Source organism: Streptomyces sp. NBC_00104 (genome assembly GCF_045160825.1).
GTDB lineage: Bacteria > Actinomycetota > Actinomycetes > Streptomycetales > Streptomycetaceae > Streptomyces.
Window position 1 is genome coordinate 3820330 of record NZ_CP108215.1, and the last position, 21684, is coordinate 3842013.

Here is a 21684-nt window from a genome sequence, read left to right on the forward strand (position 1 = left end):
AGCGGCTCCCTGAGAAAGTTCGGACGAATGGGCCTCAGGCGGCACGGCCAGAGTGACAGACTGACCACGCCCATAAGCGCCGAGTTACCGAAGTGGGCCACCATGAGTGAGAACAGTGCTACGCGGCTGCTCGAAGACGGTCAAAATGACAGCCAAACGGACGGAATGATCCGGGCATCCGATCTCCGTGCGCTGACCGCGGCGATGACCGCGGCCCGCGACGGAAGCTTCACGAAAGTCCCGGAGGCGGGCCCCGCGCCGGTGGCGGAGCTGTGCGCCCTCTTCAACCAGATCATCGACCGCAGCACCCACTTCGGTTCGGAAGTGCAGCGCGTACGGCGGGAGTTGGTCCGGCACGGCCGTCTCGACGAGCGGCTCTCGGCCAGCCCGGGCCAGGGCGCCTGGGCGACCCGTGTCGACGACGTGAACCAGACGCTCGACGCCCTGGTCGCACCCGCCGCGAACGCCACGCGGGTGCTGGACGCGGTGGCGGGCGGCGATCTGACCCAGCGCGTCGACCTGCACGACGGCAACCGCCAACTCCGGGGTGATCTGCGGCGGTTGGGCCGGGCCGTGAACAAGATGGTCGACCAGCTGTCGCTGTTCACCGGTGAGGTGACCCGGGTCGCCCGCGAGGTCGGCACGGAGGGGCGGCTCGGCGGCCGGGCCAAGGTCCGCGGTCTGTCCGGGAGCTGGCGGGACGTGACCGAGGCGGTCAACACCATGGCCTCCCGGCTGACCGCGCAGGTGCGGGACATCGCCCTGGTGACCACCTCGGTGGCGCGCGGCGACCTCACGCGTACGGTGACCGTCGAGGCGACCGGCGAGCTGCTGGAGCTGAAGCTCACCGTGAACACGATGGTCGACCAGCTCTCCGCCTTCGCCGACGAGGTGACGAGGGTGGCCCGCGAGGTCGGCACCGAAGGCCAGCTCGGGGGCCGCGCCCAGGTCCGGGGCGTCTCCGGGGTCTGGAAGGACCTCACCGACAACGTCAACTTCATGGCGTCGAACCTGACGTCCCAGGTCCGCAACATCGCCCAGGTCACCACCGCCGTGGCCAACGGCGACCTGAGCCAGAAGATCATGGTCGACGCGCAGGGCGAGATCCTGGAACTGAAGTCCACCATCAACACGATGGTCGACCAGCTCTCCGCCTTCGCCGACGAGGTCACCCGCGTGGCCCGCGAGGTCGGCACCGAAGGCAACCTCGGCGGCCGCGCCCAGGTCCGGGGCGTCTCCGGGGTCTGGAAAGACCTCACCGACAACGTCAACTTCATGGCGGACAACCTGACGTCCCAGGTCCGCAACATCGCCCTCGTCTCCACGGCGGTCGCCCAGGGCGATCTCGGCAAGAAGATCACGGTCGAGGCGAAGGGCGAGATCCTGGAGCTGAAGTCCACCATCAACACGATGGTCGACCAGCTCTCCGCCTTCGCCGACGAGGTCACCCGCGTGGCCCGCGAGGTCGGCACCGAGGGCAACCTCGGCGGTCAGGCACAGGTGCGGGGTGTCAGCGGCGTCTGGAAGGACCTCACCGACAACGTCAACTTCATGGCCCTGAACCTGACTTCGCAGGTCCGCAACATCGCCCAGGTGACCACCGCCGTCGCCAACGGCGACCTCTCCAAGAAGATCACCGTCGACGCGCGCGGCGAGATCCTGGAACTGAAGGACACCGTCAACACGATGGTGGAGCAACTGCGGGCCTTCGCCGACGAGGTGACGAGGGTGGCCCGCGAGGTCGGCACCGACGGCGCGCTCGGCGGGCGCGCCCAGGTGCTGGGCGTGTCCGGTGTGTGGCGGGACCTCACCGACAACGTCAACTACATGGCGGACAACCTGACTTCGCAGGTCCGCAACATCGCCCAGGTGACGACGGCCGTGGCGAACGGCGACCTCTCCAAGAAGATCGACGTGGACGCGCGCGGCGAGATCCTGGAGCTGAAGACCGCCATCAACACGATGGTCGACACCCTCTCCTCCTTCTCCTCCGAGGTCACCCGGGTCGCACGCGAGGTCGGTTCCGAGGGCCAACTCGGCGGTCAGGCGCGGGTCGAGGGCGTGTACGGCACCTGGAAGCGTCTGACGACGAACGTGAACGAACTCGCGTCGAACCTGACCACCCAGGTCCGCGCGATCGCCGAGGTCGCCTCCGCCGTGGCGCAGGGCGACATGTCCCGCTCGATCACGGTGGAGACGCAGGGCGAGGTCGCCGAACTGAAGGACAACATCAACCTGATGGTGGCCAACCTCCGCGAGACCACCCGCGCGAAGGACTGGCTGGAGTCCAACCTCGCCCGCCTAGCCGCCCTGATGCAGGGCCACCGCGACCTGATGGAGGTCGCCGACCTGATCCTGCGCGAGCTGACCCCGCTGGTGAACGCCCAGTACGGCGCCTTCTACCTGGCCGACCCCGACGAGGACGGCGCGGCCCCGCTCCCGGTGGCGCCCACCAAGGGCCTCGCCTTCATCGCGGGCTACGGCGCGGCGCAGGGCGCGACCGTCGAGACGGGCGGCCTGCCCGTGCACGGTCTCGTCGCGCAGGCGGCCCGCGAGAAGAAGCGGATCCTGGTGGAGGAGGCGCCGCCGGACTACATCAAGATCAACAGCGGCCTGGGCGAGGCCTCGCCGTCCAGCGTCGTGATCATCCCGATCCTCTTCGAGGACAAGCTCCTCGGCGTGATCGAGCTTGCCACCTTCTCACGCTTCTCCGACGTCCACCTGGCGTTCTTCGACCAGTTCGTGAACACCATCGGCGTCGCCATCAACACCATCATCGCCAACTCCCGCACGGAGTCCCTCCTCGGCGAGTCCCAGCGCCTCGCCATGCAACTCCAGGAACGCTCCGACGAACTCCAGAAGCAACAGGCGGAGCTGCGTCGCTCGAACGCCGAACTGGAGGAGAAGGCCGCCCTGTTGGCCACCTCTTCCCAGTACAAGTCGGAGTTCCTGGCGAACATGTCCCATGAACTGCGCACGCCGCTCAACTCCCTCCTGATCCTGGCGCGGCTGCTCTCCGACAACCCCGACGGCCATCTCACCGACCAGGAGGTGCAGTTCGCGACCACGATCCACCGCTCCGGCTCCGACCTCCTCCAGCTGATCAACGACATCCTGGACCTGTCGAAGATCGAGGCGGGCCGGATGGACGTACGCCCCAAGCGCCTCCCGCTCATCAAGCTCCTGGACTACGTCCACGCCACGTTCCGCCCGCTCACCCTCGACCGGGGTCTGGCCTTCGACGTGACGGTCGGCGAGAACGTGCCCCGCGAGATGTACTCGGACGAGCAACGCCTTCAGCAGATCCTCCGCAACCTCCTCTCCAACGCGATCAAGTTCACCGCGTCCGGCCGGGTCGAGCTGACCGTCAGCCGCGTCAAGGACCCCGAGCACCGTTTCACCCGTGAGGACCACGACGAGGTGATCGCCTTCGCCGTCTCGGACACCGGCATCGGCATCGCGGCCGAGAAACTCCCGGTGATCTTCGAGGCGTTCCAGCAGGCCGACGGCACCACCAACCGCAAGTACGGCGGCACCGGCCTCGGCCTGTCCATCAGCCGCGAGATCGCCGGCCTGCTGGGCGGCCGCATCATCGCCGAGAGCGTCCCCGGCCAGGGCTCGACCTTCACGCTGTACGTCCCCGTCTTCAGCCCCGGCCACGGGGTGACGGGCCACATCGCCGAGGAGCCCGGCAGCCTCGTGCCCGAGCAGCTGGCCACCGAGCCGTACCCGGCCACCCACGACAGCGACGACACCTGGCCCGCCCCCACCAAGCTGGAGGCGTGGAAGGTGGGCCGCGCGGGACAGGTACTGCCCGGCCGCCGGGTGCTGATCGTCGACGACGACATCCGGAACGTCTTCGCGCTCACCCACGTCCTGGGCCGCGTCGGCATGCCCGTCCTGTACGCGGAGAACGGCCGCGAGGGCATCGAGACCCTGGAGCGCAACCCGGACGTCGAACTCGTCCTGATGGACATCATGATGCCGGAGATGGACGGCTACGAGACGATCTCCGCCATCCGCCGCACCCCGCGCTGGGCCGGCCTGCCCATCGTCGCCCTCACCGCCAAGGCGATGCCCGGCGACCGCGAGAAGTCCATCGCCCGCGGCGCCAACGACTACGTACCGAAGCCGGTGGACGTCGACCAACTGCTCACGGTCGTCTGCGCGGTCCTGGACCCGGAAGGCGCCCAGAACCCGGCGGACACGGCGGACCCGGCACCCGAGAAACGCACCGACGAGAACGAGGCACCCTCACCATGACCACTCAGGACCGGACCGACGGAAGCGCGGGCATCCTCCTCGTCGACGACATGGAGGACAACCTGATCGCCCTGGAGGCCGTCCTGGCATCCCTCGACGAGCCGCTCGTACGCGCCCGTTCGGGCGAGGAGGCGATGAAGGCCCTCCTCCGGCAGCGCTTCGCCGTCGTCCTCCTCGACATCCGCATGCCAGGGATGGACGGCTTCGAGACCGCCGCCCACATCAAGCGCCTCGACCAGACCAAGGACGTCCCGATCATCTTCCTCACCGGCACCGACGCCGACGCGGGCTACGCCTTCCGCGGCTACGCCACAGGCGCGGCGGACTACCTGACCAAGCCCTTCGACCCCTGGGTGCTCCGGGCGAAGGTGAGCGTCTTCCTGGACCTGCACCGCAAGACCCGGCAGCTGGAGACCCTGTTGGCGAGGCAGCGGGAACACACGGAACAGGTCGACTCACGCTTGGCGACTCTGGAGAAGCAACTGGCCGCCGATCCACCCGACTTGGCCGAGCTGCGCATACAGATACGGGAGCTTCGCACCTTGGTCGCGGGCAACCCTGCCCCTTGAGGTGCGCGGGGAACTGCGCGACACGCCACAACGAACCCGCCCCTGACGGACGGCCCGCAGTTCCCCGGCTCTCCAGCGGAGTGCTACGCCTCGCGCGCCCCGGCGTACATGTCGTCGATGAGGTGCTGGTACTCCTTCTCCACCACCGGCCGCTTCAGCTTCAGGCTCGGCGTCAGCTCACCGTGCTCGACATCGAGATCCCGCGGCAGCAACCGGAACTTCTTGATCGTCTGCCACCGCTGCAACCCCGCGTTCAGCTGCGCGATGTGCCCCTCGATCATCTCCACCGTCGCCGGCGCCGAGATGACCTCCTCGTACGACTTCCCCGCCAGCCCGTTCTCCGCGGCCCACCCCTGGATGGACAGCTCGTCGAGGGCGATGAGCGCGGTGCAGAAGTTACGGTCCGCGCCGATCACCATGACGTTGGACGTGAACGGGCACAGCGCCTTGAACTGCCCCTCGATCTCGGTCGGCGCGATGTACTTGCCGCCGGACGTCTTGAACAGGTCCTTCTTCCGGTCGGTGATCCGCAGGTACCCGTCGGGCGACAGCTCCCCGATGTCACCGGTGTGGAACCATCCGTCGGCCTCCAGCACCTCCGCCGTCTTCTCCGGCAGGCCGTGGTACCCCTCCATCACACCGGGCCCGCGCAGCAGGATCTCGCCGTCGTCCGCGATCCGCACCTCGCAGCCGGGCAGCGGCTTGCCGACCGTGCCGGTGCGGTACGCCTCGCCGGGGTTCACGAAGGACGCGGCCGAGGTCTCCGTGAGGCCGTAGCCCTCCAGGATGTGGATGCCGGCACCGGCGAAGAAGAACCCGATCTCCGGCGCCAGCGCGACCGACCCGGAGACACACGCCCGCAGCCGGCCGCCGAACGCCTCGCGGAGCTTGGCGTACACCAGCGCGTCGGCGACCTTGTGCTTCGCGCCGAGCGCGAACGGCACCGAGGCAGTGCCGGTGCGGCGGAAGTTGTCCTGGCTGGCCTTGGCGTACTCGCGGGAGACGCCGGCCGCCCACTGGAAGATCTTGTACTTGGCCGGGCCGCCCGCGCGGGCCTTGGCGACGACGCCGTTGTAGACCTTCTCGAAGATGCGGGGCACGGCCGCCATGTACGTCGGCTGCACCACCGGAAGGTTCTCGATGATCTTGTCGATCCGGCCGTCGACGGCGGTGACGTGCCCGACCTCGATCTGACCGCTGGTGAGCACCTTGCCGAACACGTGCGCGAGCGGCAGCCACAGGTACTGCACGTCCTCGGCACTGACCAGCCCGGTCGCGGCGATCGCCTTCGCCATGTACGCCCAGTTGTCGTGCGGCAGCCGGACCCCCTTGGGGCGCCCGGTGGTGCCGGAGGTGTAGATCAGCGTGGCGAGCTGGTCCTTGGTGATCGCGCCGACCTTCTCCGTGATCAGGTCGGGCTTCTTCTCCAGGTAAGCGGCGCCGCGCTTCTCCAGCTCGGCCAGGGAGAGGACCCAGTCCTCCGACAGGTCCGCGCCCTCGGTGTCGATGACGACGACGTGCGTCAGCTCGGGCAGCTCGGCCTTCTTCTCCCGGGCCTTGGCGAGCTGTGCCGCATCCTCGGCGATGAGGACCCGGCTGGAGGAGTCCGAGAGGATGTACGCGGACTCCTCGGCGTTGGTCTGCGGATAGACGGTCGTGGTGGCGGCACCCGCGCACATGATGCCGAGGTCGGCGAGGATCCACTCGATGCGCGTCGACGAGGCGAGGGCGACCCGCTGCTCCGGCTGCACGCCCAGCTCGATCAGTCCGGCCGCGACGGCGTAGACCCGTTCGGCCGACTGTGCCCAGCTCAGCGACTTCCAGTCGGAGGGCCCCTCCCCGGAGGCCGGTGGCACCGGGTACCGGTAGGCCTCGCCGTCGGGCGTGGCCGCCACGCGCTCGAGGAAGAGGGCCGCCACCGAGGGCGGACGGTTCTCGATCAGGGTCTGTGTGTCGCTCACGACATCCTCCGGGGCACGCGACAGTACAGCTGGCTCACGGACTGTGCGGCTGGCTCAAAGCGGCTGTTGTTTAACTCGCGAGTAACCATCGAGTGGTGATCAGGGTAGAGCGAGGTCGGCCGGTTGGTAAGGGGCGGCGGGCAGTCACTTTCCACCGAGAACGACCGTACGAACACGCACCCACGTATCCCGGAAGACCCGCGGGCCCGCCGCGCCGAAACGCGACGGGCCCGCATTCTGCCCGAGTTTCCGGGGGTAACAGTGGCTACCCCACGATCGGCGACCGCCAGTCGCCGTTGGCTACTTCTTGCCCTTGCCCCCGCCGACACTGTCGTCACTGGACAGAACGGCGATGAAGGCCTCCTGCGGAACCTCCACAGAGCCCACCATCTTCATCCGCTTCTTGCCTTCCTTCTGCTTCTCCAGCAGCTTCCGCTTCCGGGAGATGTCACCGCCGTAGCACTTGGCGAGGACGTCCTTGCGGATGGCACGGATGGTCTCGCGGGCGATGACACGCGACCCGATGGCGGCCTGGATGGGCACCTCGAAGGCCTGCCGCGGGATCAGCTCGCGCAGCTTGGCGACGAGCCGCACCCCGTACGCGTACGCCGCATCCTTGTGCGTGACCGCCGAGAAGGCGTCCACCTTGTCGCCGTGCAGTAGGATGTCGACCTTGACCAGGCTGGAGCTCTGCTCGCCGGTGGGCTCGTAGTCCAGCGACGCGTAACCGCGCGTCTTCGACTTCAGCTGGTCGAAGAAGTCGAAGACGATCTCCGCCAGCGGGAGCGTGTAGCGGATCTCGACCCGGTCCTCGGAGAGGTAGTCCATGCCGAGCAGGGTGCCGCGCCGGGTCTGGCACAACTCCATGATCGACCCGATGAACTCGGAGGGCGCGAGGATCGTGGCGCGTACGACGGGCTCGTACACGTTGTCGATCTTCCCCTCGGGGAACTCGCTCGGGTTGGTGACCGTGTGCTCGGCGCCGTCCTCCATGACCACGCGGTAGACCACGTTGGGCGCGGTCGCGATCAGATCGAGCCCGAACTCGCGCTCCAGCCGCTCACGGATCACATCGAGGTGCAGCAGCCCGAGGAAACCGACACGGAAACCGAAGCCCAGTGCCGCCGAGGTCTCCGGCTCGTACACCAGCGCGGCATCGTTGAGCTGGAGCTTGTCGAGGGCGTCGCGCAGCTCGGGGTAGTCGGAGCCGTCCAGCGGATACAGGCCCGAGAAGACCATGGGCTTCGGGTCCTTGTAGCCGCCGAGCGCCTCGGTGGCCCCTTTGTGCAGGGTGGTGATCGTGTCACCGACCTTGGACTGGCGCACGTCCTTCACGCCGGTGATCAGATAGCCGACCTCACCGACACCGAGACCGTCGGCCGCCTTCATCTCGGGGGCCGAGACGCCGATCTCCAGCAGCTCGTGGGTCGCGCCGGTGGACATCATGCGAATCCGCTCGCGCTTGTTGAGCTGACCGTCGATGACACGGACGTACGTCACGACACCGCGATAGGAGTCGTACACCGAGTCGAAGATCATGGCGCGCGCGGGGGCGTCCTGGACACCGACCGGGGCGGGGACCTCGGCGACGACCCGGTCCAGCAGCGCCTCGACGCCCAGCCCGGTCTTGGCCGAGACCTTGAGCACGTCCTCGGGGTCGCAGCCGATGAGGTTGGCCAGCTCCTCGGAGAACTTCTCCGGCTGGGCGGCCGGCAGGTCGATCTTGTTCAGTACGGGGATGATCTTGAGGTCGTTCTCCATCGCCAGGTAGAGGTTGGCGAGGGTCTGGGCCTCGATGCCCTGGGCCGCGTCGACGAGGAGGACGGTCCCCTCACAGGCCGCCAGCGACCGCGACACCTCGTACGTGAAGTCGACGTGCCCGGGGGTGTCGATCATGTTGAGGATGTGCGTGTGGCCCGGATCGTCGGTCGGTGCCCAGGGCAGACGCACCGCCTGGGACTTGATCGTGATTCCGCGCTCACGCTCGATGTCCATGCGGTCGAGGTACTGAGCACGCATCTGCCGCTGCTCGACCACACCGGTCAGCTGAAGCATCCGGTCGGCGAGCGTGGACTTGCCGTGGTCGATGTGCGCGATGATGCAGAAGTTGCGGATCAGAGCCGGGTCGGTACGGCTCGGCTCGGGCACATGGCTAGGGATCGCGGGCACGCAGGGTCCTGATTCTTGAGGCGTCCGCAGCCGTCTGCGGTCTCGGGTCGGATCGGATCTAGCGGGTCTATACGTAGGCACCATGGTCCCACGGGTGGAGAGCGGCGACCGGTTTGGGCCGGACCATGGGCTGCTGGTAGCGTGGGCGGCTGTGTCTCATGCCCTCTCAGCAGGAGACACATCCCTGGAAAATCAAACGGTGTCCGAGGCATGCGCGGCGTGTCCTGCATGACCTCCATGGCTTCGTGCACCTGTAGCTGAAAAGGCTCATTCGTGGCGAACATCAAGTCCCAGATCAAGCGGAACAAGACCAACGAGAAGGCGCGCCTTCGCAACAAGGCCGTCAAGTCGTCGCTCAAGACCGCGATCCGCAAGGCCCGTGAGGCCGCTGCCGCGGGTGACGCCGAGAAGGCCACCGAGTACCAGCGCGCTGCCGCGCGTCAGCTCGACAAGGCCGTCTCGAAGGGCGTCATCCACAAGAACCAGGCCGCCAACAAGAAGTCGGCGCTTGCTTCCAAGGTCGCTGCCCTCAAGGGCTGAGCTCCACCTTTGATCTGATCGCCGGCTGGACCCAGAGCGGGCCCTCTCTCATCCGCTCCCACCCGGCACCCCGGACCCGTACGCGGCCTGCGTTCGCCACGCGGGTATGGGTCCACAAGCTCGCACCAAGGCCCCGCCACCGCCCCTTCCCCGGGGTGGGGACGGGGCTCTTGGCTTTCCGGGGTGCGGGCAGCCGCGCGACCAGCCCCAACGCTCCCGCACGGGAGGGGACGGGCGAGGGCGACAGGGGCGAAAACGTCACCCCCGACGCGACCGAGCCGCCCGCGCGATCGTCACGACCGCCTTCTCCAAGGCGTACGCGGGATCATCCCCGCCACCCTTCACGCCCGCATCCGCCTCAGCCACCGCCCGCAACGCGACGGCCACCCCGTCCGGCGTCCACCCCCGCATCTGCTGCCGCACCCGATCGATCTTCCACGGCGGCATCCCCAACTCCCGCGCGAGATCCCCCGGCCGCCCACCCCGCGCCGACGACAGCTTCCCGATCGCCCGCACCCCCTGGGCCAACGCACTGGTGATCAACACCGGCGCCACCCCCGTCGCCAGCGACCACCGCAGCGCCTCCAGCGCCTCCGCGGCCCGCCCCTCGACGGCCCGATCGGCCACCTCGAAGCTCGACGCCTCGGCCCGCCCGGTGTAGTACCGCCCGACCACGGCCTGGTCGATCGTCCCCTCGACATCCGCGACCAGCTGCGACGCCGCGGCCGCCAGCTCCCGCAGATCACTCCCGATCGCGTCGACGAGCGCCTGGCACGCCTCAGGGGTGGCGGAGCGCCCGAGCGTCCGGAACTCCCCCCGCACGAACGCCAGCCGATCCCCCGGCTTCGTCATCTTGGGGCACGCCACCTCCCGCGCCCCCACCTTGCGCGCCGCGTCCAGCAGCCCCTTGCCCTTGGCCCCGCCCGCGTGCAACAGCACCAGGGTGATCTCCTCGGCGGGAGCCCCCAGATACGCCTTCACGTCCTTGACCGTGTCGGCCGACAGATCGTGCGCATTGCGCACGACCACGACCTTCCGCTCGGCGAAGAGCGACGGACTCGTCAGCTCGGCGAGCGTGCCCGGCTGCAACTGGTCCGAGGACAGATCCCGTACGTCCGTGTCGGCGTCCGCGGCCTTCGCCGCGGCCACCACCACCTGCACAGCCCGGTCGAGCAGCAACTCCTCCTGCCCCACGGCCAGCGTCACGGGGGCGAGAGGATCATCATTCGCAGTCTTCTTGGCCATCCCCCACAGCATCCCACGGCCCACCGACAACGAAGCCCTCGCTCCAGCGGCCTCACGCCGCCCCGGCTACGGGCAGTCGTGCCGCCGGGGCGGTACAGGTGGCGCGGCATCACCACGAACCAACGAGGCCCCCGCCCCCACGGCCTCCCAACCCCAGCTACAGGCAGGGGTGGCAGCGGGCCGTACGGGTGGGCACAGCGGCCCCTCGAACCGCCCAGCAGCGGACCCGGCCCCGGCCCACCCCGCCCCCGGGCACGCGAAGGTCCCGGACCGGGCGCCCCCTACGGCTCCTCCCGCCACCCCTCCCACTCCCCCGCGAACTCGTCCAACGCCACCGGGTCCAGCCGCCCGCGCTCGTCCCGCAGCACCAACAACCACTGCGCGTCCTCGGCATCGTCCTCCCCGGCCAACGCGTCCCGCACCAGCTGCGGCTCCTCGTCCAGCCCGAACCGCTCCCCGAGCGCCTCCGCCGCCGCCTCCGCCGCGTCACGATCGGGCAGCACCAGCACATGTCTCACATCACTCACGCCCCCATTTTCCGGCACGCACCCCCCGCTTTTTCCCCCTCCCCCTCCCCCTCCCCTCCCCACCCCACCCCGCCCCACCCCAGCCCAGCCCAGCCCAGCCCCGACGTCCCCTACCCGCGCCCCTCCCCCACTTCCGGCACCCTCCCCAACTCCATCCCGAATCGCTCCCGGTACGCCGCCAGCACCTCCCCGTCCGTCGTCAGCTCGGTCACCTCCCGGTCGCCCTCCGCCGAGGTGACCGTGAGGGTGCGCCCGCTGAGGGTGATGCGGCCGCCGTCCTCGGCGACCCGGGAACAGACGAGGGACTGGGTGAAGTGGGAGGCCGGTGACGTGCTGTGCCACCAGGCCCCGGCCACGAAGTCCCCGAGCACTCTCGGCCGCGCCTCCAGCCGGTACTGGGGTTCTCCGTTCCGGAACACGTCCAGGTCCCCGAACTCCCGGCCCCCGCTCTCCCGGTCCGCCTCGGCCACCCGGAACATTCCGGCCGGATCCTCCTGCTCCCCCCGATCCCCGAACTCCAGCGGGTAGTGGCTGTTCGCCCCGAACCCGACATCGGCCAGCCAGTCGCCCCCGTCCACCGTCCGCACCCGCAGCGCGAGATGGTCGTACGGGATGCCGAGCCGCCCCTCCTCTCCGTACACGCGCGCCGCGAGCAGCGTCACGTCGAACCCGAGCGCGTCGAGCAACGCCCCGAACAACCCGTTCAGTTCGAAGCAGAAGCCGCCCCTGCGCTCCCCCACCACCTTGTCCAGCAGCCGCTTCTCGTCCAGGACGATCTCCTCTCCGAGGTGGATCGACAGGTTCTCGAACGGCACCGTCCGCAGATGGCGCAGGTGCAGCTCACGCAGTACGTCGAGAGTGGGCCAGGCCGGCTGCTCGGCCCCGAGACGGCGAAGGTAGGCGTCAAGCTCTGCGGTATCCATGACCTCAGTCTCTCGCCACGAGCAACTCCTTCGCCGTACCGGCGACCGCGACCGCGCCGTCCTCGTCCGTACGCAGCACCGTGGCGCCTCCGGCCCGCAGCGCCGCGACGGTACTGGGGGCGGGGTGGCCGTACGGGTTGTCCGCGCCCACCGAGATGAGCGCCAGCCGTGGGGCCATCGCCCGTATCAGGCCCGGGTCCTGGTAGGCCGAACCATGATGGGCGACCTTCACCACGTCCACGGCTGCCAGGGCCGCGGCCTCCGGGGATCTCGCGAGTTCCCGCTGGCCGGGTGGTTCCAGGTCGCCGAGGAGCAGCAGGGTCAGCCCGGCCGAGCGGACGAGCATGGTCACGCTGGCGTCGTTCGGCCCGTCCGGTGCGCCCCCGTCTGCCGGTGGCCACAGCACCCGCCACATAAGGCTCCCTGAGCGCCGCTCCTCCCCGGTCACGGCCCGCGTCAGCGGAATCCCCCGCGCCGCGGCCTCCCTGCGCACGAACTGGGCCTGGTCCACGGGCTCCTCGAACCCCGTCGCCGCGATCGCCCCGACCGAACGCCCCCGCAGTACTCCGGGCAGCCCCACCACATGGTCGGCGTGGAAGTGGGTGAGCACGACCAGGGGGATCCTGGTGATGCCGAGTGTCATCAGACAGCGGTCGATCAGCAACGGATCGGGACCCGCGTCCACGACCACCCCGGCACCGTCGCCGGCCGCGAGGACGGTCGCGTCCCCTTGGCCCACATCGCACATCACGAAGCGCCACCCCGGCGGCGGCCACCCTGTGATCACCCTGGTCAGCGGTGGTGGCTGCACCACGACCAGCAGAAAAGCCATCAGGCAGGCCCCCACCAGCCATGGATGGCTCACGAGCCGCCGCCCGACGAGGACGACGACCACGGTGACCAGGGCGAGCAGCAGCGCGCCGGTCCAGCTGCCCGGCCAGTCCACTCCCGCGCCGGGCAGCGACGCCCCGGCGCGGGCGATGTCCGCGATCCAGCCGACGGGCCAACTCGCGCACCAGGCAAGGTACTCGGCCACGGGCATCGCCACCGGGGCCGCCGCCAGCGTGGCGAACCCGAACACCGTGGCCGGAGCCACCGCGAACTCCGCCAGCAGATTGCACGGCACCGCGACCAGGCTCACCTTGGCCGAGAGCACGGCGACGACCGGCGCGCACACCGCCTGCGCCGCTCCCGCCGCCGCCAGCGCCTCGGCCGGCCGCGGCGGGACCCGGCGCCGCTGGAGCGCCGCACTCCAACGCGGAGCGAGGGTGAGCAGAGCCCCGGTCGCGAGGACGGACAGCAGGAAGCCGTAGCTGCGGGCCAGCCAGGGGTCATAGAGCACCAGTAGCAGAACCGCCGTCGCCAGCGCGGGGATGAGGGACCTGCGGCGCCCTGTCGCGATGGCCAGCAGCGCGATCGAACCGCAGGCCGCGGCCCGCACCACGCTCGGGTCCGGCCGGCACACGATCGCGAAGCCGAGCGTCAGCGCACCACCGGTCAGCGCGGTCGCCCGCAACGGAATCCCGAGCCGGGGTGCGAGCCCCTTCCGCTCGGCCCGCTGAGCCAACCCGGGCGGGCCGATGAACAGGGCCAACAGGATCGTGAAGTTCGCGCCACTGACGGCGAGGAGATGAGTGAGGTCGGTCGCCTTGAACGCCTCGTCCAACTCGGCCGTGACCCGCGAGGTGTCACCGACGACGAAGCCCGGCAACAACGCCCGCGCGTCCGCGTCCAGCCCGTCGGTCGCCTCCCGCAGCCCCGCGCGCAGCCGCCCCGCGAGCCGCTGCACGGCGCTCGCGTCCTCCACCATCACCGGCGCCCCACCGCCCCGCACCCGCAACACGGCCGCCACCCGGTCTCCGCCGACCATGGCCGGCACCACCTGCGCCACCACCCGCACCCGCGTGGACGGCAAAAGGGCCAGCCACGACGAACGACCACCGGAACCGCGTCCCTCATCGGCGCCTCCGCCATCGCCCCCAGCCCTGCCGGTGTCGGCGTACGACCTCCTCTCCGCGTCGACGATCACCAACACCGGTGTCCGCGTGTCCACGACCGTCCCGTCCGGGCTCCGCACACGTCGCACCTCGGCCTGGAGGAGCACAGCGGCCGGGGCCACGTGATTGCCCTTGATCCGAGGGCGGGTGAGCCGCGGGTCGGCGGTGAGCTCGACCTCCGCGTTCACGCGGGCGTACCGCTCGGCCAGTTCGGGGATTGGCCCTCGCCTCAGATCCGCCCCGTGCAGCCCGGCGGAGGCGGCGGCCGCGCCCGCGCACAGCAGCACTGCCGCGACGGACACCTGGGTCCAGGCCCCCGCCCCACGCCGTACCCGACCTCGCCCGTGCCCCTGTCGCCCCCGTCGCCCTCGTCGCCCCGGCTGCCCCTGCTGCCCTTGCTGCCCCTCCTGCCCCTCCTGCCCCTCCTGCCCCTCCTGCCCCTCCTGCCCCTGCCAAGTGACGAGCAGGGCCGCCCCCACGACCGCGCAGAACACGACCACACCCGTGACCCACCCGGGCGAGGCGTCCACCGTCAGCGCCGCCGTCCCCCACGCGGCCAGCGCGGGTGGCACGAGACGCAGATCCGTCGGCCCCTCCTGCCTGGGGTGCGCATCGCCGAGCCGGGTGCCGGAGGCCGCGTGCACGGCGGGCCGCGGCGGGGCGACCCGCGCACCGGCCGACCCAGACGCCCTCTCTTCCGTCGCCTTCATGGCCGTACGAGGTTCCGCAGGTCGGCGAAACGGCGGTCGCCGATCCCGTTCACCTCACGCAGCTCGTCGACCGAGCGGAAGCCGCCGTGCTGAGTGCGGTAGTCGATGATGTGCTGGGCGAGGACGGGGCCGACGCCGGGCAGTGTGTCCAACTGGTCGGCGCCGGCCGTGTTGAGGGAGACGGGAGCCGAGGGCGCCGCTCCGGTGACGGCCCCGCCGGTCCCGGCCGCACCCGGCACCGCACCCGGTCCGGGCACCTGCGCCGGACTGCCGACCAGGACCTGTTCGCCGTCCACGAGCAGGCGGGCGCGGTTGAGCCCGTCGGTGTCGGCACCCGGCCGCACACCGCCCGCCGCCCGCAGCGCGTCGGCGACCCGGGAACCTGCCGGCAGCCGTCGGATCCCCGGTCTGCGCACCTTCCCGCTGACGTCCACCACGATCGAGGGGCCGGCCGTGGGAGCCGACGCACCGGCCGGTGCCCCCGAGACCGCCGCCGCACCGCCACCCCCGGGCTCGCCGAACGACCCCGCCGGGCCCCCCGCGGCCTCCGAAGCCCCCGGGGCCACCGCCCGCACCACCTCCGGCGCACTGACCTGCTGGGTCCGGCCTGCCCAGAAGTGCTGTGCCGCGAACACCGCCGCGACGACCAGCACCACGCTCAGCGCGACCACGCTCTTCCGCTCCATGCCGCACCGCACCTGCAACCACAATGGCAGCCGCTCCCGCACAGCCGGCCCCACCCGCTCCCGCCACGCACCCCGCGCATCGCCACCGACAGAACCGTCGTCGGCCTCACGACCAGGCTCTACTCCGTCATCGGCCTCACGACCAGGCTCTGCTCCCTCGTCGGCCTCACGACCAGGCTCTGCTCCCTCGTCGGCCTCACGACCGGGTCCGGCCCTGCGATCGGCCTCACGACCGAATCCGGCCCTGTCGGTGACAGCGGCCCCGGAGGGAACGTCGTGGACGTCGGCGCGGCTGCCAACAGCTCCTCCACCGTCGAGACCTCGCCCACCCGCAGCACGCCCGTGAGCACCCCCGCGGGGATCGTCGCCAGCCGATGCACCTGCGCCCACAGCCCTCTCGGCAGCCGAAGGGCGGGGCCGGCCGCCCCCGCTCGCCGTCCTCGCCCTGGACACTCCCGGCGGCCCGTGCCCCAACTCCCGGGGCTCACGGGCCCTTTCGGGGAACAGCGCCTCCGCGCGCAGGCGGAGCGCCTCCGCGGAAGCCTGACGGCGGCCGGCCCTGCCCCTGGGCTGCCCGGGCTTCCGAGGCTGCCGGGGGCGGTGTCGGGCGCGCCCGTCGGAGGACGGGCCCCGACCTGGGCCACTGGTGACTGTCGCAGTACGTGAACGTGATCGAAGTGCCATGCGACGAGGATCGGGCAAGCCCACCCACTCGCGATGATCTTGCTCAAATTCCGTGGATTACTACCCAGTTGTGGATAACTCCGTCACCCACACGAGCGACAAAGAAACCACGTACGCCGACTCACCGAGGTGAGACCACCACTCCCAACAACCCAGGCCCCGTGTGCGCCCCGATCACCGCCCCGACCTCACTCACGTGCAGATCGACCAGCCCGGGCACCCGGTCCCGCAGCCGTTCGGCGAGCGCCGAGGCCCGCTCGGGCGCGGCGAGATGGTGGACGGCGATGTCGACCGGCGCACCACCCGCCCGTTCGGCGACGATCTCCTCCAGGCGGGCGATCGCCTTGGACGCCGTACGGACCTTCTCCAGCATCTCGATACGGCCGCCGTCCAGCTGCAGCAGCGGCTTGACCGCCAGCGCGGAACCGAACAGGGCCTGTGCCGCGCCGATCCGTCCACCCCGGCGGAGATAGTCCAGGGTGTCGACGTAGAAGAAGGCGGACGTCCCCGCGGCCCGCTTCTCGGCGGCCGTGACGGCCTCGTCCACCGTGCCGCCCGCCTCCGTCGACTCGGCGGCGGCCAGCGCGCAGAACCCGAGGGCCATCGCGACCATGCCGGTGTCCACCACGCGCACCGGCACGGGTGCCTCGCGCGCCGCGAGCACTGCCGCGTCGTACGTACCCGAGAACTCGGCGGACAGGTGGAGGGAGACGATGCCCGTGGCGCCCGCCTCCGCGACCCTGCGGTAGGTCTCCGCGAACAGCTCGGGGCTGGGGCGGGAGGTGGTGACGGACCGTCGTTTCTGCAGCGCCTGGGCCAGGGAGCGCGCCGAGATCTCGGTACCTTCTTCGAGCGCCTGGTCGCCGAGGACCACGGTCAACGGCACCGCGATGATGCCGTGACGCTCCATCGCCGGCGGCGGCAGGTAGGCCGTTGAATCGGTGACGATCGCGACATGGCGGGACATGAGCTGGAGGTTACCCGCCAAGCCCCGCCGACGGCAGCCCGGCCCCTCTCACCTGCGACCGGACAGGCCGAGGCGATCGGCTCAAGTGGTGCTCTCCGGGCGGGCCTTCTTCTGCCACGGGTACGTCGGCCGCGCGCTCGGCGGGGTGATCGCGGGCTTGGGCGGCTCCTCACCACCACGGGGCTCACCACCACGGGAATCCGCGCTACGGGGCTCACCGCTACGGGACTCCGCGCCGCGGGACCCGGGAGTCTCCTGCCAGGTCTGCCCGGTGGAGGCGGTGGCCTCGGGCTTCGGCGCCTCGGGCCAGACCGCGGCGGGTTCCGTCGTCCAGTGCCGCAGAGCGCCCGCCTCGACGTCGATCTGCGCGCTGAGCGTGTCCAGGTCGTCCTCAGCGAACCTGCGGGCCCGGTCGTGCGCCGCCCAGCGCAGTGAGTCGGCGGACTTGACGATCCGCTCCGTGCGCTCGCGCAGCGCGGGCAGCCGCTGGGTCAGCTTGGAACGGTCCGGCTCGGGCTCCAGGCGCTTGAGCTCGTCGTCCAGCTCCCGGCCGTGCTTGCTGAGCTGGGCGAAGAGAGCCAGGGACTCCTTCAGGGACTCGTCCTCGCCGACGCCCGCCTGCAACGCCTCCTCGGTGGCCCGCATCGACGTGCGCAATTTCAGCCGCAGATCGGCCAGTTGCCCGACCGGGCCGGGCTGGGCCAGGCTTCGGGCACGCAGGGTGGTGTCCTCGACGGTCCGCTTGGCCTGTGTGATCGTGCGGTCCACACCGCGCTTGGCCGCGCCGACCGCCTTCACCGTGGCGTACACGCTCAGCGCCACGAACAACACGAAGAACAGGGCGACGACTGCGATGACGGCTTCCACGACGCGCTCCTTCTCCGACCGGCACGGCATGTGCTGCGGCGCTCTTCAACGGTAAACGCAACGGGCAGGTCCCGAGTTCCATCCGAACCCGGAACCTGCCCGTAGGGGACGACCCCGAACCCCTGCGCACCGACAGCAGGCCGCTACCCGATGACAGCCGTATGACTACGGACAGCTACGACTACGGACAGCCACCCCACGGGCCGCCCGGCTCACGTGACGATGTTCACCAGCTTCGGCGCCCGCACGATCACCTTCCGGATCGGTGCCCCGGCCAGCGCGGCGACGACCTTCTCGTCGCCCAGGGCCAGCTTCTCCAGCTCCTCCTCGGAGATGGCCGGCGACACCTCCAGACGGGCCTTGACCTTGCCCTTGATCTGGACGACGCAGGTGACGGCCTCGTCGACGGCGTACGCGGGGTCGGCGACGGGGAAGTCCCGGTGGACGACGGAGTCGGTGTGGCCCAGCTTGCGCCACAGCTCCTCGGCGATGTGCGGGGCCAGCGGCGCGACCAGCAGGACCAGGGCCTCGGCGACGGAGCGGGACACCGGGCCGCCCACCTTGGTCAGGTGGTTGTTCAGCTCGGTGACCTTGGCGATCGCGGTGTTGAACCGCATGCCCTCCAGGTCCTGCCGTACCCCGTCGATGGCCTTGTGCAGCGCCCGCAGGGTGTCCTCGCCGGGCTCGGCGTCCACCACGGTCACCTCACCGGTGGCCTCGTCGACGACGTTGCGCCACAGCCGCTGCAACAGGCGGAACTGGCCCACCACGGCGCGCGTGTCCCACGGCCGGGAGACGTCCAGCGGGCCCATCGCCATCTCGTACAGACGCAGGGTGTCGGCGCCGTACTCACCGCAGATCTCGTCCGGAGTGACGGCGTTCTTCAGGGACTTGCCCATTTTGCCGTACTCACGCTTGACGGGCTGGCCCTGGTAGAAGAACTTGCCGTCCTGCTCCTCGACCTCGGCCGCCGGGACGTAGACCCCACGGGAGTCGGTGTACGCGAAGGCCTGGATCATGCCCTGGTTGAACAGCCTGTGGAACGGCTCGGCCGACGAGACGTGCCCCAGGTCGAACAGGACCTTGGACCAGAAGCGCGCGTACAGCAGGTGCAGCACGGCGTGCTCGGCACCGCCGACGTACAGGTCGACCCCGCCGTGCGGCTGCCCCTCGCGCGGGCCCATCCAGTACCGCTCGATCTCCGGGTCGACCAGCCGCTCGGAGTTGTGCGGGTCCAGGTAGCGCAGCTCGTACCAGCAGGAACCGGCCCAGTTGGGCATGGTGTTGGTCTCACGGCGGTACGGGCGCGGGCCGCGGCCGTCGCCCAGGTCCAGGGTGACGTTGACCCAGTCCTCGTTGCGGGACAGCGGCGTCTCGGGCCGGGTGTCGGCATCGTCCGGCTCGAAGGTGCGCGGCGAGTAGTCCTCGACCTCGGGCAGCTCCAGCGGCAGCATCGACTCGGGCAGCGCGTGGGCGACGCCCTCCTCGTCGTAGACGATGGGGAACGGCTCGCCCCAGTAGCGCTGGCGGCTGAACAGCCAGTCACGCAGGCGGAAGTTGACCGTGCCCTGGCCGATGCCCTCGCGCTCCAGCCACTCGATGATGCGGGCCTTGGCCTCGGCGACGCCCAGGCCGTCCAGGGACACGCCCTCACCGGTGGAGTTGATGATCTTCGCGTCGTACGCCGCGAAGGCGTCCTCCCAGGTGGAGGTGTCCGTGCCACGGCCGTCGGTCGGCTCGACGATGCAGCGGATCGGCAGCTCGAAGGCGCGCGCGAACTCGAAGTCGCGCTGGTCGCCGCAGGGTACGGCCATGATCGCGCCGGTGCCGTAGCCCATCAGGACGTAGTCGGCGATGAAGACCGGGATCCGCTCGCCGTTGACCGGGTTGGTCGCGTACGAGCCGATGAAGACACCGGTCTTGTCCTTGGCCTCGGCCTGCCGCTCCACATCCGACTTGGAGGCGGCCTGCGCGCGGTAGGCCGTGACGGCGTCGGCCGGGGTCGCGTGACCGCCGGTCCACACGTCGTGCGTGCCCTCGGGCCAGGCGTCCGGGGTGATTTTGTCGACCAGCGGGTGCTCGGGGGCCAGGACCATGTAGCTCGCGCCGAACAGGGTGTCGGGGCGGGTGGTGAAGACCGTGATGCGTTCCCCGTCTACGGGGAAGTCGACGCGGGCCCCCTCGGAGCGGCCGATCCAGTTGCGCTGCTGCAGCTTGATGGCCTCGGGCCAGTCCAGCTCGTTCAGGTCGTCCAGCAGCCGGTCGGCGTACGCGGTGATCCGCATGTTCCACTGGCGCAGCTTGGCCTTGAAGACGGGGAAGTTGCCGCGCTCGGAGCGGCCGTCGGCGGTGACCTCCTCGTTGGCCAGCACGGTGCCCAGGCCGGGACACCAGTTGACCGGCGCGTCGGAGGCGTACGCCAGGCGGTACCCGCCCAGGACGTCGGCGCGTTCGGTGGCGCTCAGCGCGCTCCAGGAGCCGCCGCCGGGCACCGCGCGCTCACCGGACTCGAACTGGGCGACCAGGTCGGCGATCGGGCGGGCCTTCTTCGCCTCGTCGTCGTACCAGGAGTTGAAGATCTGCAGGAAGATCCACTGGGTCCACTTGTAGTAGTCCGGGTCGATCGTGGCGAACGACCGGCGCTTGTCGTGACCCAGGCCCAGCTGGCGCAGCTGGGACTTCATGTTGTTGATGGCCGCTTCGGTGGTGATCCGGGGGTGCTCACCGGTCTGCACGGCGTGCTGCTCGGCGGGCAGGCCGAAGGCGTCGAAGCCCAGGGTGTGCAGGACGTTGTGCCCGGTCATCCGCTGGTAGCGGGCGAAGACGTCGGTGGCGATGTACCCCAGGGGGTGGCCGACGTGCAGGCCCGCACCGGACGGGTACGGGAACATGTCCATGATGAACTTCTTGGGCCGGGCGGCCAGCTCCGGGTCGCCCGCCAGGTCGCCGCTCTGATTGGGGGCGGCGTAGGTGCCCTCGGCGTCCCAGAAGTCCTGCCAGCGTGCCTCGATCTCGGCCGCGACTGCGGCCGTGTAGCGGTACGGCGCGGCATCCACCGGCATACCTGTGGCAGCGGGGTTCGTCTCGCTCATGATCCTCAAGGCTCCATCGATCGTCTCTGCCAGCGGGCGGTTCGTCCAGGAAACGAAAAATCCCCTCGCACAGGAGGGGACGCCGCGCTGATTCCGACCAGGCCGTGCATCGGCGGTCGGGACTGATCAGCGCGGCTCGCTAAGCAGAAGGCGTACGGCACGCATGGGCTCAGGGTACCGCAGCCCCCGCAGCCGTCGCGACGAGGTTCCCGGCCGTCGACGGGTCGCCGGAGACGCGACCGGCGGACCACCGGCGGACCGCCGACGGACCGCTGACGGACCGCTGACGGACAGAGAGCAGCGGCGTGTCAGCCACGGGATCCGGCCAAAAAAGTTGAACTTTATTCAAAACTTACTTCGCGTAACAACCACTAAGGGGCATCACCGATGTGAGATTGACCCTTGATAACAACGCAATAACTCAAACCCCGTACCGCCCGGTATTGGCACCACTTACAGTTCGACGACGGGACCGCTTTCCCGA

The 21684-nt window shown here is 70.2% G+C and carries 13 protein-coding genes; 3 read left to right on the forward strand and 10 right to left on the reverse strand.

The window, feature by feature from the left end; genetic code table 11:
- Positions 1–102 precede the first annotated feature (102 nt).
- Together OG272_RS16820 and OG272_RS16825 are read left to right on the forward strand one after the other, a co-directional pair.
- On the forward strand, positions 103–4263 hold the full coding sequence (locus OG272_RS16820) for a HAMP domain-containing protein (protein ID WP_405893913.1): 4161 nt from the start codon (positions 103–105) through the stop codon (positions 4261–4263).
- Complete coding sequence (locus OG272_RS16825; protein WP_326582847.1) at positions 4260–4832, forward strand: response regulator; 573 nt, start codon at positions 4260–4262, stop codon at positions 4830–4832. The genes OG272_RS16820 and OG272_RS16825 overlap by 4 nt, the downstream gene beginning before the upstream one ends.
- Positions 4833–4915: 83 nt before the next feature.
- Here OG272_RS16825 and OG272_RS16830 read toward each other — a convergent pair whose 3' ends face one another.
- Entirely contained in the window at positions 4916–6793 is a 1878-nt protein-coding gene (locus tag OG272_RS16830; RefSeq protein WP_327729738.1) for an AMP-binding protein, read from the reverse strand.
- A gap of 300 nt (positions 6794–7093) precedes the next feature.
- Positions 7094–8962, reverse strand: a complete 1869-nt coding sequence (gene lepA, locus OG272_RS16835; RefSeq protein WP_327729737.1) for a translation elongation factor 4 — start codon at positions 8960–8962, stop codon at positions 7094–7096.
- Positions 8963–9235: 273 nt separating this feature from the next.
- Between lepA and rpsT the strand changes: the two genes are divergently transcribed.
- Complete coding sequence (gene rpsT / locus OG272_RS16840) at positions 9236–9502, forward strand: 30S ribosomal protein S20 (protein ID WP_326582844.1); 267 nt, start codon at positions 9236–9238, stop codon at positions 9500–9502.
- A 258-nt stretch (positions 9503–9760) separates the two neighbouring features.
- Here rpsT and holA read toward each other — a convergent pair whose 3' ends face one another.
- The 8 genes from holA to leuS form a co-directional block, all read right to left on the reverse strand.
- Positions 9761–10747 carry a DNA polymerase III subunit delta gene (gene holA / locus OG272_RS16845; RefSeq protein ID WP_326582843.1) on the reverse strand — a complete coding sequence of 329 codons (987 nt, stop codon included), beginning with the start codon at positions 10745–10747 and terminating at the stop codon, positions 9761–9763.
- Positions 10748–11028: 281 nt separating this feature from the next.
- Positions 11029–11274 carry a hypothetical protein gene (locus tag OG272_RS16850; protein ID WP_078595581.1) on the reverse strand — a complete coding sequence of 82 codons (246 nt, stop codon included), beginning with the start codon at positions 11272–11274 and terminating at the stop codon, positions 11029–11031.
- Between the two features lie 110 nt (positions 11275–11384).
- A complete protein-coding gene (locus OG272_RS16855; RefSeq protein ID WP_326582842.1) occupies positions 11385–12197 on the reverse strand; it encodes an arylamine N-acetyltransferase in 813 nt (270 codons plus the stop codon).
- Between the two features lie 4 nt (positions 12198–12201).
- Positions 12202–14838: a ComEC/Rec2 family competence protein gene (locus OG272_RS16860; RefSeq protein ID WP_405896028.1), complete on the reverse strand. Its 2637-nt coding sequence runs from the start codon at positions 14836–14838 to the stop codon at positions 12202–12204.
- 62 nt (positions 14839–14900) lie between these two features.
- Positions 14901–16043: a helix-hairpin-helix domain-containing protein gene (locus OG272_RS16865; RefSeq protein ID WP_405893917.1), complete on the reverse strand. Its 1143-nt coding sequence runs from the start codon at positions 16041–16043 to the stop codon at positions 14901–14903.
- Positions 16044–16395: 352 nt separating this feature from the next.
- Entirely contained in the window at positions 16396–17241 is an 846-nt protein-coding gene (locus OG272_RS16870) for a DegV family protein (RefSeq protein WP_326582840.1), read from the reverse strand.
- A gap of 81 nt (positions 17242–17322) precedes the next feature.
- Entirely contained in the window at positions 17323–18138 is an 816-nt protein-coding gene (locus OG272_RS16875) for a hypothetical protein (RefSeq protein WP_405893919.1), read from the reverse strand.
- Positions 18139–18320: 182 nt separating this feature from the next.
- Entirely contained in the window at positions 18321–21200 is a 2880-nt protein-coding gene (gene leuS / locus OG272_RS16880; RefSeq protein WP_405893921.1) for a leucine--tRNA ligase, read from the reverse strand.
- Positions 21201–21684: the final 484 nt, after the last annotated feature.

What these genes read in the sequence shown, in the direction of transcription:
- OG272_RS16820 (WP_405893913.1), top strand. Translation starts at nt 103, where the DNA reads ATGAGTGAGAACAGTGCTACGCGGCTGCTCGAAGACGGTCAAAATGAC.
- holA (WP_326582843.1), bottom strand. Translation starts at nt 10,747, where the DNA reads ATGGCCAAGAAGACTGCGAATGATGATCCTCTCGCCCCCGTGACGCTG.
- OG272_RS16875 (WP_405893919.1), bottom strand. Translation starts at nt 18,138, where the DNA reads ATGCCGTGCCGGTCGGAGAAGGAGCGCGTCGTGGAAGCCGTCATCGCA.
- leuS (WP_405893921.1), bottom strand. Translation starts at nt 21,200, where the DNA reads ATGAGCGAGACGAACCCCGCTGCCACAGGTATGCCGGTGGATGCCGCG.
- OG272_RS16870 (WP_326582840.1), bottom strand. Translation starts at nt 17,241, where the DNA reads ATGTCCCGCCATGTCGCGATCGTCACCGATTCAACGGCCTACCTGCCG.
- OG272_RS16825 (WP_326582847.1), top strand. Translation starts at nt 4,260, where the DNA reads ATGACCACTCAGGACCGGACCGACGGAAGCGCGGGCATCCTCCTCGTC.
- OG272_RS16855 (WP_326582842.1), bottom strand. Translation starts at nt 12,197, where the DNA reads ATGGATACCGCAGAGCTTGACGCCTACCTTCGCCGTCTCGGGGCCGAG.